Here is a 15,859-nt window from a genome sequence, read left to right on the forward strand (position 1 = left end):
CATGCCGGTGATCCAGTCGGAAATCGACGCCCAGGGCGAAGACTTCGCCCGCAACCGCGAGGCCATGCTGGCCGCCGTGGCGAGCTTCCGCGAGGTCGAGCAGAAGGTGCTCGACAAGGCCGCCGAGGCCAAGCCCAAGTTCGACAAGCGCGGCCAGTTGCTGCCGCGCGAACGCCTGAACCTGCTGCTGGATGCCGGTGCGCCGTTCCTCGAGATCGGTTCGCTGGCCGGCTACAAGCTGCATGACGACAAGGACGGCACCCAGGCCGGCGGCGGCATCATCTCCGGCATCGGCTATATCGCCGGAGTGCGCTGCCTGGTGACCGCCAGCAACAGCGCAATCAAGGGCGGCACCATCTCCCCCACCGGCCTGAAGAAGACCCTGCGCCTGCAGCAGATCGCCTTCGAGAACAAGCTGCCAGTGGTGGCGCTGACCGAGAGCGGCGGCGCCAACCTGAACTACGCGGCGGACATCTTCGTCGAGGGCGCGCGCGGCTTCGCCAACCAGGCGCGCATGTCCGCAGCGGGCATTCCGCAGGTCACCGTGGTGCACGGCTCGTCCACCGCCGGCGGTGCCTACCAGCCGGGACTGTCGGACTACGTGGTGGTGGTGCGCGGCAAGGCCAAGATGTTCCTCGCCGGCCCGCCGCTGCTGAAAGCCGCTACCGGCGAGATCGCCACCGATGAAGAACTGGGTGGCGCCGAACTGCATGCCCAGGTCGCCGGCACCGCCGAGTACCTGGCGGAGAACGACGCCGATGGCGTGCGCCTGGCACGGGAAATCCTCGCCGCGCTGCCATGGAACAACCAACTGCCAGCCCGCGCGAAACTGACGTGGGACGAGCCGCTTTACCCGGCGCAGGAACTGCTCGGCGTGGTCCCCGCGGACGCGAAGAAGCCCTACGACGTGCGCGAGATCGTTGCGCGCATCGCCGACGGCTCGCGCTTCCTCGACTTCAAGAACGAATTCGACAGCCAGACCGTCTGCGGTCACCTGCACATCGAGGGCCACGCCTGCGGCCTGATCGGCAACAACGGCCCGATCACCCCACAGGGCGCGGCCAAGGCGGCGCAGTTCATCCAGCTGTGCGAGCAGAGCAACACGCCGATCCTGTTCCTGCACAACACCACCGGCTTCATGGTCGGCACCGAGTCCGAGCGCCTGGGCGTGATCAAGCACGGCTCGAAGATGATCCAGGCGGTGGCCAACGCCACGGTGCCCAAGCTCACGCTGGTCGTCGGCGGTTCCTACGGCGCGGGCAACTACGCCATGTGCGGCCGCGGGCTGGACCCGCGCTTCATCTTCGCCTGGCCCAACAGCCGCACCGCCGTAATGGGCGGAGCCCAGGCCGGCAAGGTGCTGCGCATCGTCACCGAGGAAAAGCACGCCAAGGAGGGCAAGGAAGCCGACCCGAAGATGCTCGACATGCTCGAACAGATGACCGCGCAGAAACTCGATGCCCAGTCCACCGCGCTCTACGGCACGGCGAGCCTGTGGGACGATGGATTGATCGACCCGCGCGATACCCGCGCGCTGCTGGGTTATCTGCTGGATATCTGCGTGGAGGCTGCCGTGCGGCCGCTAAAGAACAACAGTTTCGGCGTTGCACGATTTTGACCGTAGGGCGCATGACGCCCCAGGCGTCATCCGCCAAGCCGGCGGATAAAGCGTTCCGCTTTATTCGCCCTACCTGAATTGAAAGATCCCACGGAGAACAAGAAATGATCTTCACCCAAGAACACGAAGAACTCCGCCGCACCGTGCGCAACTTCGTCGAACGCGAGATCAACCCCTACGTCGACGAATGGGAAAAGGCCGGGCGCTTCCCCATCCACGAGGTCTTCAAGAAGGCCGGCGACCTGGGCCTGCTGGGCATCTCCAAGCCGGAGAAATTCGGCGGCATGGGCCTGGACTACAGCTACTCGGTGGTCGCCGCCGAGGAGTTCGGCACCATCCATTGCGGCGGCGTGCCGATGGCCCTGGGCGTACAGACCGACATGTGCACCCCGGCCCTGGCGCGCTTCGGCTCCGATGAGCTGCGCGAGGAATTCCTCCGCCCGGCCATCGCCGGCGAGATGGTCGGCTGCATCGGCGTCTCCGAAGTGGGCGCCGGCTCCGACGTCGCCGGGCTGAAGACCACCGCGCGCAAGGATGGCGACGATTACGTCATCAACGGCAGCAAGATGTGGATCACCAACTCGCCGTCCGCCGACTTCATCTGCCTGCTGGCCAACACCTCCGACGACAAGCCCCACGTCAACAAATCGCTGATCATGGTGCCGATGAAGTCCAAGGGCATCAGCATCAGCCCGCACCTGGACAAGCTCGGCATGCGCAGCTCGGAGACCGCCCAGGTGTTCTTCGACGACGTGCGCGTGCCGCAGCGCTACCGCATCGGCGCCGAGGGTTCGGGCTTCATGATGCAGATGCTGCAATTCCAGGAGGAACGCCTGTTCGGCGCCGCCAGCGGGATCAAGGGCATGGAGTACTGCGTCAACGCCACCATCGACTACTGCAAGGAGCGCAAGACCTTCGGCCAGGCGCTGATCGACAACCAGGTCATCCACTTCCGCATGGCCGAGCTGATGACCGAGATCGAGTGCCTGCGCGCCCTCACCTACCAGGCCACCGAACAGTACATCCGCGGCAAGGACGTCACCCGCCTGGCCTCCATGGCCAAGCTCAAGGTCGGCCGGCTGTCCCGCGAGGTCACCGACGCCTGCCTGCAGTATTGGGGCGGCCAGGGCTTCATGTGGGAAAACCCGATCGCCCGCGCCTACCGCGACACCCGCCTGGTCTCCATCGGCGGCGGCGCGGACGAAATCATGCTGGGCATCATCTGCAAGCTGATGGGCACCCTGCCGGGCAAGAAGAAGGGCTGATGAGGGACCGTAGGATGGGTGGAGGCGCGCAGCGACGATACCCATGCCGTGACGCATCGATGGGTATCGCTCCGCTCCACCCATCCTACGGTGATCGCAAGCAAACGGTTGAACGAGGAATCCGGCATGAGTGATTTGCCGAACTGCGAAACCCTGCTGCTGGAACGTGAAGGCGGCGTACTGCACGTCACCCTCAATCGCCCGGACAGCCGCAACGCCATGAGCCTGGCGATGGTCAGCGAACTGCGTGCCGTGCTCGCCGCGGTGCGCGACGACCGCGCGGTGCGCACCATCGTCCTGCGCGGCGCCGGCGGGCACTTCTGCGCTGGCGGCGACATCAAGGACATGGCCGGCGCCCGCGCCGCCGGTCCCGATGCCTATGCCGCGCTGAACCGCGCCTTCGGCGGCCTGCTGGAAGAAGCCCAGGCACAGCCGCAGGTGCTGGTCGCTGCGCTGGAAGGTGCGGTGCTCGGCGGTGGCTTCGGCCTGGCCTGCGTCTCGGACATCGCCATCGCGGCGGCCGACGCGCAATTCGGCCTGCCGGAAACCAGCCTCGGCATCCTGCCGGCGCAGATCGCGCCCTTCGTGGTGAAACGCATCGGCCTGACCCAGGCCCGCCGCCTGGCCTTGACCGCCGCGCGCTTCGATGGCCGTGAGGCGCTGCGCCTAGGGCTCGTGCATCACTGCGCCGACAACGCTGAAAACCTCGGCGAGCAACTGGCGGAAACCCTTGACCAGGTCCGTCGCTGCGCGCCGGGCGCCAATGCCGCCACCAAGGCACTGCTTCTGGCCACCGAGACCGAAGCCCTCGGCCCGTTGCTGGACGGCGCTGCCCGCCAGTTCGCCGACGCGGTGACCGGCGCGGAAGGCGCCGAAGGCACCATGGCCTTCGTGCAGAAACGCAAACCGAACTGGGCGCAGTGACCCAACGCGCGCACCGAACAACCCCCTCTCCCTTCAGGGAGAGGGCTGGGGAGAGGGAAACAGCCAGCATGCCCAGCTTCGACAAGATCCTGATTGCCAACCGCGGCGAGATCGCCTGCCGGGTGATCCGCACCGCCCACGACCTGGGCTACCGGACCGTGGCCGTGTACAGCGAGGCCGACGCCGATGCCCGCCACGTGCAACTGGCCGACGAGGCCGTGTGCATCGGCCCGGCGCCGGTCGGCCAGTCCTACCTGAAGCCCGAGGCGATCCTCGACGCCGCGAAACGCACCGGCGCCGGCGCCGTCCACCCCGGCTACGGCTTCCTCTCGGAGAACGCCGACTTCGCCCGCGCCTGCGAGGCTGCCGGCATCGTCTTCATCGGTCCGGGCGTGGAAGCCATCCACCTGATGGGCAGCAAGCGCCTGTCGAAGATCGCCATGCTCGAAGCCGGCGTGCCCTGCATCCCCGGCTACGAAGGTGCCGATCAGGACGACGCCACGCTCAGCCGCGAGGCCGAGCGCATCGGCTACCCGCTGATGATCAAGGCCAGCGCCGGCGGCGGCGGGCGCGGCATGCGCCTGGTGACGCGCAGCGAGGACCTCGCCGAACAGCTGCGCACGGCGCGCTCGGAAGCGCAGAACGCCTTCGGCAGCGGCGAGCTGATCCTGGAGAAAGCCGTGGTGCAGCCGCGCCACGTGGAAATCCAGGTATTCGGCGACAGCCACGGCCATATTGTCTATCTCGGCGAGCGCGACTGCTCGGTGCAGCGCCGCCACCAGAAGGTCATCGAGGAAGCGCCCTGCCCGGTGCTGACCGAGGACCTGCGCGCCGCCATGGGCAGCGCTGCGGTGAAGGCCGCCGCCTCGGTTAACTACCTGGGCGCCGGCACCGTGGAGTTCCTGCTGGATGCCAGCGGTGCCTTCTACTTCCTGGAAATGAACACCCGCCTGCAGGTGGAGCACCCGGTCACCGAACTGGTCACCGGCCAGGACCTGGTGGCCTGGCAGATTCGCGTCGCCGAGGGCCATCCGCTGCCGCTGACCCAGGAGCAGATCCAGCTCAAGGGCCATGCCATCGAGGTGCGCCTGTACGCTGAGGATGCCGGCAACGGTTTCCTCCCGCAGACCGGCCAGGTGCTGCGCTGGACGCCGCCGCAGCTGGACGGCATCCGCATCGATCACGGCCTGCGCGAAGGCCAGCCGGTGACGCCCTTCTACGATCCGATGCTGGCCAAGGTCATCGCCTTCGGCGCTACCCGCGACGAGGCCCGGCGCAAGCTGGTACGCGCCGTCGAGGATTGCGTGCTACTGGGTGTGACCGGCAACCAGCGCTTCCTCGCCAACCTGCTCAGGCACCCGGAGTTCGCCGCCGGCAACGCCACCACGGCGTTCATCGGCGAACAGTTCGCCGGCGACCCGAGCCTGGCCCCGCGCCAGCCGCAGCCGCTGGAACTGGCCTGCGCCGCCGCCCTGCTCTACCAGGCTTCGGCCAGTGACCGAGCGCACCAGCCTGGTCTGTCCGGTTGGCGTAGCGCGGGCAGCGCGCCCTGGCGTTTTGCGCTCAAGCATGGCGAGGAGAAATTCGTCGTCGAGCTGGAAGTCCGCGAACACGGCACCCAGCCGACGCTGCTGGCCCGCATCGGTGAGTCCGCCATCAAGCTGCGCCTGCTCGGCGAGGAGAACGGTGACGCGATCATCGAAGCCGACGGCGTTCGCCGCCGCCTGCCCTTCCACCGCGACGGCGCGCGCCTCTGGCTGTATGGCGCGGACGGCAACCTGGAACTGCTGGACGTCACCCACGAGCCCGTCAGCGCGGCTGGCGGCGCAGGCTCCGGCACGGTGAAGGCACCGATGGATGGCGCCATCGTCGACGTACTGGTGAGCGAAGGTACACGGGTCAGCAAGGGCCAACTGCTGCTGGTACTGGAAGCGATGAAGATGGAGCACCCGCTCAAGGCCGGCGTCGACGGCGTGATCCGCCGCGTGCAGGTAAGCAAGGGCGAGCAGGTGAAATCGCGGCAGTTGTTGGTGGAGGTTGAAGCCGAAGACGCCTGAGCCGCTTTTCGCTTTTCGCTTTTCGCTTTTCGCTTTTCGCTTTTCGCTTTTCGCTTTTCGCTTTTCGTAGGAGCGAGCTTGCTCGCGAACCAGAGCCCTGCAGCATGGGATTGTTCGCGAGCAAGCTCGCTCCTACAGACGCCGTCAGCTCCAACGCTGACGACTCATAACAAGAACAAGGAGCCCACATGTCCCTTTCCGGCAAAACCCTCTTCATCACCGGCGCCAGCCGCGGCATCGGCCGTGAAATCGCCCTGCGCGCCGCACGCGATAGCGCCAACATCGTCATTGCCGCCAAGAGCGCCGAGCCCCACCCGAAACTCGAAGGCACCATCTTCAGCGTTGCCGAGGAGGTCGAAGCTGCCGGCGGCAAAGCCCTCGCGCTGCAACTGGACGTGCGCGACGAGAATGCCGTGCGCGAGGCCATGGCCCGCGCCGCCGAACACTTCGGCGGCATCGACGCGGTGGTGAACAACGCCGGTGCCATCAAGCTGGTGGGTGTGGAGCGCCTGGAACCCAAGCGCTTCGACCTGATGTACCAGATCAACACCCGCGCAGTGATGGTCTGCAGCCAGGCCGCGCTGCCCTACCTGAAGCAGAGCAAGGGCCACATCCTCAGCCTGTCGCCGCCGATCAACCTGGCCGGCAAGTGGTTCGCCCAGCACGGCCCCTACACCGTCACCAAATACGGTATGAGCATGCTCACCCTCGGCATGCACGAGGAGTTCAAGAAGTACGGCATCAGCGTCAACGCGCTGTGGCCGAAAACCATGATCGCCACCGCCGCCATCGAATTCGAATTGGGCAGCCGCGACGCCTTCAAGCGTGCGCGTACTCCGGCGATCATGGCCGATGCGGCCTACGCCATCCTCTCCAGCAGCGAGCGCAGCATCAGCGGGCGCCTGCTGATCGACGAGGATATCCTGCGCGAACAGGGCCAGAGCGACTTCGAGCAGTACCGTTTCGACCCGAACGGCGGCAGCCTGGTACCCGACCTGTTCCTCGACTGAGCACACTCACGGACCTTTTCGTAGGGCGCATAACGCGGAACGCGTTGTCCGCCGTTTGCCACACCTGGGCTAACGGCGGATAACCACAAGCGGTTATTCGCCCTACCAACCCTCCCACCATGGGCACCGTGTCGCCATTTACCAATCGACACAATCCCGCCCTGGCCGTCCGGCCATCGCTCTCTAGACTGCGTTGAACGCCTAGCCGATGCGTTTGCCGATCTGCCCTGCGCCACGCGCGCAACAGCCATAGGCGCACGTCGGACGACGACCTAGAGTCGCTCGCTAGCGTCTGCACGCCACAGACAACAATGACAATAAGGGCACGCGTCAATGAGCCACGCCGATATCATCACCCCGACCCGCTTCCTCGCCCACCTGCCGGCCACCCTCAGCCGCGTGCCACGCATGCTCCGCGGGCTCTACTACACCGGCATCCGCAACCGCGAGAAGAACCTGTCCCTGGGCTGGGCCCTGGAGCGCGCCGCGCGCCTCTATCCGGACAGCCCGGCGCTGATCGACGAACGCCGGCGCCTGTCCTACGCCTTGTTCAACGGCTGGGCCAACCGCCTGGCGCGGGCCTTCCAGGCCGAAGGCGTGCAACACGGCAGCGTGGTGGCGGTGATGCTGGAGAATCGCGCCGAATTGATGGTGGTGCTCGCCGCCCTGGCCAAGCTCGGCGCCATTGGCGCGCTGGTGAACACTACCCAGCGCGGCCAGGTGCTCAGCCACAGCCTCAACCTGGTCAAGCCCAGCCATTTCGTGGTCGGCGAAGAGTTGCGCGAAGCCTTCGAGGACGTCCGCCCGGCCCTGGAGAACAGCGGCGGCCGCTGCTACTGGATCGCCGATGGCGATGAAGCGGCACAAGCGCCCGCGGGCTGGCACAGCCTGATGCGCCTCGCGCAGGAGCAGGACTCCAACAACCTCGCCGAAACCGCCAAGGTGCGCCTGAAGGACGCCTGTTTCTACATCTACACCTCCGGCACCACCGGCCTGCCCAAAGCCTCGATCATGAGCCACGGCAAGTGGATCAAGGCCTACGGCGGCTTCGGCCATTCGGGTCTGGCGCTGACCAACAGCGACGTGCTTTACCTGACCCTGCCCTGCTACCACAACAATGCCGTGACCGTGTGCTGGAGCGCCGTGCTGGCCGGTGGCGCGGCGATCGCCCTGCGCCGCAAGTTTTCCGCCAGTTCGTTCTGGAAAGACGTCCAGACCTACCAGGCCACCTGCTTCGGCTACATCGGCGAACTCTGTCGCTACCTGCTCAACCAGCCCGAATGTGCTGAAGAGCGCGGCAATACCCTGACCTGCATGATCGGCAATGGCCTGCGCCCCTCGATCTGGAACGAGTTCAAGGAGCGCTTCGGCATCGAGCGGATCACCGAGTTCTATGCCTCCAGCGAAGGCAATATCGGCTTTACCAATGTGTTCAACTTCGACAATACGGTGGGATTCTCCCCGGCAACTTACGCCATCGTCCGCTATGACCTGGAAAACGACCAGCCGGTACGGGGCGCCAAGGGGTTCATGGAAAAGGTCGACAAGGGCGAAGCCGGCCTGCTGATCAGCGAGATCAGCGACAAGTGGCCGTTCGACGGCTACACCGACCCGGCCAAGAGCGAGGCGGTGATCTACCGCAACGTGTTCAAGGAAGGCGATACCTGGTTCAACACCGGCGACCTGATGCGCGACATCGGCTTCAAGCACACCCAGTTCGTCGACCGCCTGGGCGACACCTTCCGCTGGAAAGGCGAGAACGTCTCCACCACCGAGGTGGAAAACGCCCTGGGCGCCTTCCCCGGCGTGGAAGACGCGGTGGTCTACGGCGTGGAGATCCCCGGCACCAACGGCCGCTGCGGCATGGCCGCGCTGCGCCTGGCCGACGGCGTCAGCCTGGATGCGACAGAGTTGGCGGCCCACCTGGACCGCGAGCTGCCGGCTTACGCCGTGCCGCTGTTCCTGCGCCTGCTGGCCCAGGTGGAGACCACCGGGACCTTCAAGTACAAGAAGACCGACCTCAAGCGCAACGCCTACGACCCCTCAGCCGTGACCGAGGCACTGTTCGTGCGACTGCCAGGGGAGACAGCCTACCGGACGCTGGATGGCGCGCTGTTCGAAGCGATTCGCGGCGGCGCTCACCGTTTCTAAGGGCTGCCATAACGAACTGCTTCACGAAGTCTCCCCTCTCTGCCGTCCTGGCTGCGCGCCCCGTTCGGAAGGGAGAGGGGAAAACGCAGGCACGGCATCGCACAAGAAAACAGTCGGTCCCGGAGGGAAATCGAGCGATCAGTTGCGGAACTTGAACTGCAACTCGGCGCCACGGATGTCCGAGTGCCAACTGTCGTCGTTGGGTTCACGCTCGTTGGGCTCGCGCTGGATCAGCCGGCCACCGACCTCGAAGGGGCTCTGTCCGGCTTTTTCGCCGAACATCGGCGGCAGGATCGGCTTCTCGTCGATCACGGTGATCGTATCGTCCGGCTCCAACTGATGGACCAGGTCCCTGGGCAGACGCAGGTCCAGCTTCACCGCCGGCAGCGGCTGCTTGACCACCGGATCAACCGGTTTCTTCACCTGCGCCGGCGTCTTCGAGGGCGCCTTGGCCTCAGGCTTGATGGCGGCCTCGACCGCGGCGGACTTGGGTGACGCCACGACTTTGGCAGCAGCAGGCTTGGCCTCTTCCTCACGGGGCTGCTCGGCGGCAGGTTCCGGCGCAGGCGTGCTGGCAGGCGCAGTCACGGCTGGGGCAACAGCCGGGGCCGGAGCCACAGCCTTGTCCTTGTGCTCATCGCCACAGGCAGCGAGCAGCAGGGACAGACTGGCGACAACGAGGATTCGAGACTTCTTCATGGAGCGGACCGTCAGAAAAACCGCGCAATGCTGGCGCGAGTTGCCTTGCGGAGCAAGAGTCTTGCCATGACAAACCGTTACGTCATGCAGTCTGACAGACGCAGGCTGAACCCGGCCTGTCATTGATCAAGGGTTGTCAGGTAATTCCTTCAGAGCCTTGTCGATGTCCAAGCCGGGGAAACGCTGCCGGAGGCTCTCACGCACTTGTTCAGCTTCTTCCTTCCGCCCCTTGCCTTGCAAGTCGCGCAGGTGCAGCAGACTGGTACGTGGCTCGTCGGCCTCCTCGGCGAATGCCTGGAGCTTCCCTTCGGCCGATACACCTGACCGCCCCTGTGCATCGGCAGATTCGCGGACTTCGTCCCTTGCCGCTGCAGCCGCCATTTTCTTGCTCATCGGCGCAGGCCTGGCGAGCTCCTGGACCGATGCCCCGGCAGCGGCACTGTCCATCCGCGGCTCCGCCACTGAGGGCGCAGCGGCCGGAGCCGCCGGTGGTGCCATGGCCGGTGCGGGTGCTGGCGCGCGCATCATTGCCGGGGATACCGGCGCGTCAAAGCGCTCTGGCGCCTCTTCAAAGGTCCGCAGGGTCAGGCTCAGGCCGATGCCCAGGGTCGCCAGGCCCGCCACGGCAACGCCCCAGCGCTGGCGGCTGCCGGCGCCCAGCAACCACTGGTGCAGGCGCTGGGCGAAACTCGCGGGCTTCTCCTGCACGGCGGCGCGAGCGGCGGCCAGGATGCGCGCGTCCAACTGCGCCGACGGCTGCGCCTCGCTATGCCGACGGTAGTGTTCGAGCAGCTCCTGCTCGTGCGGATCGCGGTTCATGGGTTCACCTCCTCGGCCACCGACGGGTCGGACAACAACCGACGCAGTTTCTGCATCGCATAGCGAAGTCGGCTCTTCACGGTTTCCGCCGGGGTCTTCGTGAGTTCGGCAATTTCATTCAACTCCAGATCGCCATGGGTACGCAGCAGGAACACTTCGCGCTGCTCCACCGGCAAAGACTCCAGTGCGCCCTGCAGGCGCTGCTGGTCGCGGGCAAGGCTCAGCTCGCGTTCGGGGTCGGTGCTTTCGCCGCCCAATGCATCGCCATGCAATTGCTCGTCGAAGCTCTCCTGGCGCCCCAGGTGCCGACCCAGCTTGCGCCAATGGTCGATCAGGCGGTTGCGGCCGATCTGGTACAGCCAGGTCTTGAAGCTGGCCGCGCCCAGTGGCTGGCTATCGCTGCGGATCAGGCTCAGCCAGGTTTCCTGGAACACTTCCTCGGCCTGGGCATTGTCGCCGCACAAGCCGCAGAGGAAGCGGAACAGGCCTAGGCGATGACGAGCGTAAAGCTCGCCGAACGCTTCGGCGTCGCCTTGTCGGTAACGCCGCAGCAGTGCGACGTCGTTTTCATCCGTGAGGGGTCTCTTCAACTCTCTCGATCCGTAGCGTTGCGGGTGGTGGCTGGCTTCTCGCCAGCGACCGGGTATCGCCGATGGCGCAGGCACGGGTATAACGCAGTGGTCATTCGGCAGCGTAGCGATCGGCACGGCAGCGGTCTCGTCGAGGGATTCAACTTGCTTTGACGAGACAGTCTGAAGAAATGGGTTAGGCGGAAACAGGAACAAACAGGTGTTTTCGTAGGAGCGAACTCCGCCCGCAATGTCCTCCGGCGCGGTGCGGAGCTATCGCGGACGGAGCTCGCTCCTGCGACGGTACGATCACGCCGCGATCAGTTCCTCCTGGCACAGCTGGCAGGCCAGCATGCCGAGGGTCATGATCGCCCGCTCCGCCTCACGGTCCCACGGGATGCCGCAGGTCAGGCGCAGGCAGTTATTGAACTGCTCGGTGTTACTGAAGATCAGCCCCGGCGCGATGCTGATGCCCTGTTCCAGCGCGCGCACGTGCAGCTCCTTGGTGTTGACCTTGGCCGGCAGGCTGACCCAGAGGATAAAGCCGCCCTTGGGCCGGGTCATCTGCGTGCCTTCAGGGAAGTACTGCTGCACCGCCAGCTGGTAGGCCGTCATGTTCTTGCGGTACTCCTGGCGGATGTAGCGCAAGTGCCGGTCGTAGCCGCCATTCTCCAGGTAGGCCGCCACACCCATCTGGGTGACGGTGCACGCCGAATGCGTGGTGAAGGTCTGCAGGCGGCGGATTTCCTCCTGGTAGCGCTCGGCGATGATCCAGCCGATGCGCACTCCCGGGGAAATGGTCTTGGAGAAGCTCGAGCAGTACACCACGCGACCGTCACGGTCGTGGGCCTTGAGTGCCTTGGTCTGGCCCTGGTCGAACATCAGCTCGCCGTAGATATCGTCCTCGATCACCCCGATGTTGTGCTCAGCGGTGAGCTTGAGCAGTGCCTTCTGGCGATCCTCGGGGATGGTGCCGCCCAGCGGGTTGCTCAGGCGCGCGGTCAGCACCAGTGCCTTGATCGGCCACTGGTTGGCAGCCAGTTGCAGGGCTTCCAGGCTGATGCCGGTCAGCGGGTCGCTGGGGATCTCGATGACCTTCAGGCCGAGGATATCGGCCAGCTGGAGCAAGCCGTAGTAGCTCGGCGACTCGGTGGCGATCAGGTCGCCGGGCCGGGTCATCACGCGCAAGGCCATGTGGATGGCGTCCACGCAACCATGGGTGATGGTCACCTGGGTCGGGTCGACCACCACGCCGGCGTCACGCATGCGGATCGCCACCTGGCGACGCAGCGGCTCGTAGCCGGGGCTGAACATGTAGCTGAAGGCACGCGGGCTGGAGAAGCGGGTGACCTTGGCCAGTTGCTGGTGCAGCGCACGGACCGGGAGGTAATCCACATGCGGCACGGCGGCGCCCAGCGGGAACACGCCTTCACGGCGCGCCTCGGCGAGCACCTGGTTGATGATGCTGCTGCGGGTGACCAGCCCCGGCCGCTCGACACGAGCGATGTCCGGCGTCGAGGCAGTCAGCGCCGGCGTGCGGTGCACGTAGAAGCCGGATTGCGGGCGCGCGCGGATCAGCCCCTGATCTTCGAGGGTGGCATAGGCCTGGAGCACCGTGGCGTGGCTGACGTTGAGCTGGGTGCTCAACTTGCGCACGGACGGCACGCGCTCGCCTGGCTGGTAGACACCACGACGGATGTCTTCCGCCAGTTGCTGGGCGATGCGCTGGTAGAGCAGCAGATTGGACATGACGGCCATCCCTCGGTCATTGAACCGAAACAGTAGCCAAAAAGTGAAAACTGTTCCAGAACAGTCGTCAGCATTCCGTCCGATACAGTTGCGCTGCCCTCTGCGCTCAGATCTCCCCGAGCCAGTCCAGCAACCCTGCCACCACCAGTTGCGCATCGGTGGTCAGGCCGAGCTTCTGCATGGCGTTGCGCTTGTGGGTACTGATGGTGGAGACACTGCGATTGGTCCGTTCGGCGATCTCGCCCACCGTGGCGCCATGGGCCAGCCGGCGGATGATGTCGACTTCCGTCGGGCTCAGCGGCTTGCCGGTATGTCGGGGCGGGCGGAGCATCGGGTCGATGTAGGTCTCGCCCTTGCGGATACGCGCGAGGGCGTCGTCCAGCAGGCTCAGCGGGTTGCGCTTGCAGACATAGCCCACGGCGCCGCACTTGACCGCCGCAGTCGCCAACAGCGGCGCCCCCATGACCGAATAGACCAGTACAGGCACCTGCGGGTGGTGGCGCTGCAGCCATTCGATCAGATGCACGCCGTCACGCCCACGGGCGCCGGGCAGCGCCAGCTCGACGATGGCGAGGTCGACCTCCGGATGTGCGTTGAGGACATCCAGCAGGCTGTCGGTGTCGCTGACGAAGGCTTTCACCTGCCCCAGTTCGCGCTCCAGCAGATAGCGCTCCAGGCCCCAACCGATCATTGGCTGCGGGTCCGCCACGATTACATTGAAAAGCTTCTTTTCCGATGACATCACATTCTCTCGTTTACAGCTCCCCAGAGGGGATTAGTCGCACCTGGCCATTTTCGCCAAGCTGCCACTCGAAAGATTTCGAGATGCCCCTGATGAAAAACCCCGGAGCCGAGGCTTCCGGGGTTTTCCTGTGACGGGATATTGCGAGTCGGATCAGCGTTCGGCGCCGAGCTGGCCCTTCTCGTCGGAGAAGACGATCTCCACCCGGCGGTTCTGCGCGCGCCCCAGCGACGAGGCGTTGTCCGAGATCGGATAGGCCTCGCCATAGCCTTGTACCTGGACGCGCTTCTGGTCCACGCCCAGGTCGGTCAGCGCATCCGCCACGGCCTGCGCACGGTCCTTCGACAACTGCAGATTCTGCTCGCGGTCGCCCTCGGCGTCGGTATAGCCCTCGATGCGGATGATCCGCCGCGGATTGAGCTGGAGGAACTGCACCAGCTTGAGCACAGTGCGATTGGCCGCAGGCTTCAGGTCGGCTTCGCCGCTGTCGAACAGCACGTCACCGAGGGTCAGCACCAGGCCGCGCTCGGTTTCGTTCGTCGCCAGGCTGACCATCTGCTGCTCCAGCCACTTGCTCTGCTCCTGCACGTTGAGCAGGCGTGCTTCGCGCATCGCCAGCTGCAGGCGTTCGCGTTCCATCTGCTGCTTGGCCAGGCGTTCCTGGTTCAGCGCGAGGTTGCTGTGCTCGCGGGCGATCTCGCTGTAGCGCTGGCTGAGGTAGGAGTACTGCAGCACGTCATCGCTGCTGCCCCAGTAGTTGGACAGGCGCTCGGCACGGGCCAGCGACTCGCCGGCACGGATCACGTCCTTGGGTGCGCTGCGCAGCACGGCGGAGTCTTCCTTCACCCCCTGGAACTGCAGGCGGGCCTGCTCCAGGGACTTTTCGCTGAGCTGGCTGTTGGCACAGCCGGCCAGCAGGACGGCACTCGACAGTGCAGCCAGACGCAACAGTTGCAGGGAAGTCATTGCACTTCTCCCAACTGTTTGCGCAGGCGGTTGATGCTCTTGCCCTGCTCGGCCAGTTGCTCGGCGCTCTTGCGCGTCAGCTCCTTGGCCTCCGACAGGCGGGCATCGAGTTCAGCCTGTTCGGCCAGTTGCCGGGCCTTCTTGTTCGAGCCGACCGCCAGCGCGCCCTTGGCGGCCTGGTACTTGTCCTCGGCGAGCTTGAGTTCGGCCACGTCATCGGTCGCACCCACGGCCTTGGCCTGTTCCAGCGCCTGTTCGGTCAGGCGCATCTGCTCGTTGGGTGCCGGGTCGTTCGTCGCACAGCCGGCCACTGCAAACAAAGCCAGGCCGGCGACCATCATCCGTCGATTGATCACGAAATCTATTGTCCTACTCGGTGGGAGTGCTGGCAGGCTGCAGTTGCTGGGCCTTCCAGCGGGCCAGATTGTCCTGCAGCAGGCGCTGCGGGACTCCGGCGGCCGTCAATTCTGTCATTTTTTTCGCCAGTTGTCCGCGCAGCCACGGGTCGTTGCAAGCCGAGTTGTGCGCGACAGTCAGGTACAGACCTTCGCTGGAGATCGGCGGTTCCAGCGGCTGCAGGTCATCGGCCATGCCGAGGGTATCGGCGACCGCAAGGCCAGGATAGTGCTCGTAGATCACATAATCCGAGCGCTTGAGCAGCAGCTTCTGGAACGCCTGGGTCAGGCTGGGCACTTCCTCCAGCGTCAGTTGCTCCTTGGCGAAAGTGTCGAAATCCGGGCCGAAGCTGTTGTTCACCAGGGTGCCGCCCTTCAGGCCCTTCAGGTCGTCGCGGCCGTTGTAGGCCACGAGGGCATCCTTGCGCATCCAGACCACGTTATCGGTGGTAAGAAAAGCCGGATGGATATAGTCCATCGTCTCCAGCCGCTCCGGCGTGAGGAACGCGCCAGCGATCAGGTCGACGCGCCCCAGCCGCGCCTCCTCCTGTGCGCGAGCCCAGGAACCGGTATAGATCACCCGGATATTCACCCCGACCGCCTTGCCGATCTGCTCCAGAAGGTCGGCATTGGCGCCGATCAGGCGCTCCGGTTGTGCCGGGTCGCGCCACAGATAGGGCGGGTACTCCGGGTTACCCGTAGCCACCAGGCGCTCGCACTTGCCGGCCGCGAAACCGGCCAGGGGCATGGAGAAAGTCACCAGCAACAGCACCGAACGGATCATCGTGGAGCAATCGGGCATCGGTAGTCTCGCTCGCCAGAAGAAAGAACGGCCCTGCTTAGAGCCGCAAAATGCTAGCGTAAAGCACACCGACCCGATTTGGTAATAAGGACT

The 15,859-nt window shown here is 65.4% G+C and carries 14 protein-coding genes; 6 read left to right on the forward strand and 8 right to left on the reverse strand.

What is annotated here, in order from left to right; all coding sequences use genetic code 11:
• Position 1 precedes the first annotated feature (1 nt).
• The 6 genes from atuC to RS899_RS16180 all read left to right on the forward strand — a co-directional run bounded on the left by atuC (position 2) and on the right by RS899_RS16180 (position 9,025).
• On the forward strand, positions 2-1,618 hold the full coding sequence (gene atuC / locus RS899_RS16155) for an acyl-CoA carboxylase subunit beta (protein WP_233297967.1): 1,617 nt from the start codon (positions 2-4) through the stop codon (positions 1,616-1,618).
• A 104-nt stretch (positions 1,619-1,722) separates the two neighbouring features.
• Positions 1,723-2,883 (forward strand): citronellyl-CoA dehydrogenase, encoded by a 1,161-nt coding sequence (gene atuD, locus RS899_RS16160; RefSeq protein WP_038803742.1) that lies wholly within the window; start codon positions 1,723-1,725, stop codon positions 2,881-2,883.
• 126 nt (positions 2,884-3,009) lie between these two features.
• Positions 3,010-3,807 (forward strand): isohexenylglutaconyl-CoA hydratase, encoded by a 798-nt coding sequence (atuE, locus tag RS899_RS16165; protein ID WP_315807571.1) that lies wholly within the window; start codon positions 3,010-3,012, stop codon positions 3,805-3,807.
• Positions 3,808-3,875: 68 nt separating this feature from the next.
• A complete protein-coding gene (gene atuF / locus RS899_RS16170) occupies positions 3,876-5,864 on the forward strand; it encodes a geranyl-CoA carboxylase subunit apha (protein WP_315807572.1) in 1,989 nt (662 codons plus the stop codon).
• A 188-nt stretch (positions 5,865-6,052) separates the two neighbouring features.
• The gene (locus tag RS899_RS16175) at positions 6,053-6,874 is read left to right on the forward strand and encodes an NAD(P)-dependent oxidoreductase (protein WP_315807573.1); all 822 of its coding nucleotides are present in this window, start codon (positions 6,053-6,055) and stop codon (positions 6,872-6,874) included.
• 333 nt (positions 6,875-7,207) lie between these two features.
• Positions 7,208-9,025, forward strand: coding sequence for a long-chain-acyl-CoA synthetase (locus tag RS899_RS16180; protein WP_233297971.1), 1,818 nt, complete (start codon positions 7,208-7,210; stop codon positions 9,023-9,025).
• A gap of 138 nt (positions 9,026-9,163) precedes the next feature.
• Here RS899_RS16180 and RS899_RS16185 read toward each other — a convergent pair whose 3' ends face one another.
• From RS899_RS16185 to RS899_RS16220, 8 genes are all read right to left on the reverse strand, one after another.
• A complete protein-coding gene (locus RS899_RS16185; RefSeq protein ID WP_054909722.1) occupies positions 9,164-9,724 on the reverse strand; it encodes a hypothetical protein in 561 nt (186 codons plus the stop codon).
• A gap of 126 nt (positions 9,725-9,850) precedes the next feature.
• On the reverse strand, positions 9,851-10,543 hold the full coding sequence (locus RS899_RS16190; RefSeq protein WP_315807574.1) for a hypothetical protein: 693 nt from the start codon (positions 10,541-10,543) through the stop codon (positions 9,851-9,853).
• Positions 10,540-11,133 carry an RNA polymerase sigma factor gene (locus RS899_RS16195; RefSeq protein WP_024764500.1) on the reverse strand — a complete coding sequence of 198 codons (594 nt, stop codon included), beginning with the start codon at positions 11,131-11,133 and terminating at the stop codon, positions 10,540-10,542. Before RS899_RS16195 ends, RS899_RS16190 begins: the two co-directional genes overlap by 4 nt.
• Positions 11,134-11,421: 288 nt before the next feature.
• Positions 11,422-12,861, reverse strand: coding sequence for a PLP-dependent aminotransferase family protein (locus RS899_RS16200; protein ID WP_024764499.1), 1,440 nt, complete (start codon positions 12,859-12,861; stop codon positions 11,422-11,424).
• 106 nt (positions 12,862-12,967) lie between these two features.
• Positions 12,968-13,603 carry a response regulator transcription factor gene (locus RS899_RS16205; protein WP_054909724.1) on the reverse strand — a complete coding sequence of 212 codons (636 nt, stop codon included), beginning with the start codon at positions 13,601-13,603 and terminating at the stop codon, positions 12,968-12,970.
• 153 nt (positions 13,604-13,756) lie between these two features.
• Complete coding sequence (locus tag RS899_RS16210) at positions 13,757-14,569, reverse strand: OmpA family protein (protein ID WP_054909725.1); 813 nt, start codon at positions 14,567-14,569, stop codon at positions 13,757-13,759.
• Positions 14,566-14,910, reverse strand: a complete 345-nt coding sequence (locus RS899_RS16215; RefSeq protein ID WP_054909726.1) for a DUF4398 domain-containing protein — start codon at positions 14,908-14,910, stop codon at positions 14,566-14,568. Before RS899_RS16215 ends, RS899_RS16210 begins: the two co-directional genes overlap by 4 nt.
• 28 nt (positions 14,911-14,938) lie before the next feature.
• Complete coding sequence (locus tag RS899_RS16220) at positions 14,939-15,766, reverse strand: substrate-binding periplasmic protein (RefSeq protein WP_409978020.1); 828 nt, start codon at positions 15,764-15,766, stop codon at positions 14,939-14,941.
• Positions 15,767-15,859: the final 93 nt, after the last annotated feature.

The organism is Pseudomonas sp. C9-3 (assembly GCF_032392015.1).
Taxonomy (GTDB): Bacteria; Pseudomonadota; Gammaproteobacteria; order Pseudomonadales; family Pseudomonadaceae; genus Pseudomonas; species Pseudomonas nitroreducens.

Coding starts and splice junctions, on each gene's coding strand:
- atuC (WP_233297967.1), top strand. CDS start 2: ATGCCGGTGATCCAGTCGGAAATCGACGCCCAGGGCGAAGACTTCGCC.
- atuD (WP_038803742.1), top strand. CDS start 1,723: ATGATCTTCACCCAAGAACACGAAGAACTCCGCCGCACCGTGCGCAAC.
- atuE (WP_315807571.1), top strand. CDS start 3,010: ATGAGTGATTTGCCGAACTGCGAAACCCTGCTGCTGGAACGTGAAGGC.
- atuF (WP_315807572.1), top strand. CDS start 3,876: ATGCCCAGCTTCGACAAGATCCTGATTGCCAACCGCGGCGAGATCGCC.
- RS899_RS16175 (WP_315807573.1), top strand. CDS start 6,053: ATGTCCCTTTCCGGCAAAACCCTCTTCATCACCGGCGCCAGCCGCGGC.
- RS899_RS16180 (WP_233297971.1), top strand. CDS start 7,208: ATGAGCCACGCCGATATCATCACCCCGACCCGCTTCCTCGCCCACCTG.
- RS899_RS16185 (WP_054909722.1), bottom strand. CDS start 9,724: ATGAAGAAGTCTCGAATCCTCGTTGTCGCCAGTCTGTCCCTGCTGCTC.
- RS899_RS16190 (WP_315807574.1), bottom strand. CDS start 10,543: ATGAACCGCGATCCGCACGAGCAGGAGCTGCTCGAACACTACCGTCGG.
- RS899_RS16200 (WP_024764499.1), bottom strand. CDS start 12,861: ATGTCCAATCTGCTGCTCTACCAGCGCATCGCCCAGCAACTGGCGGAA.
- RS899_RS16205 (WP_054909724.1), bottom strand. CDS start 13,603: ATGTCATCGGAAAAGAAGCTTTTCAATGTAATCGTGGCGGACCCGCAG.
- RS899_RS16210 (WP_054909725.1), bottom strand. CDS start 14,569: ATGACTTCCCTGCAACTGTTGCGTCTGGCTGCACTGTCGAGTGCCGTC.
- RS899_RS16215 (WP_054909726.1), bottom strand. CDS start 14,910: ATGATGGTCGCCGGCCTGGCTTTGTTTGCAGTGGCCGGCTGTGCGACG.
- RS899_RS16220 (WP_409978020.1), bottom strand. CDS start 15,766: ATGCCCGATTGCTCCACGATGATCCGTTCGGTGCTGTTGCTGGTGACT.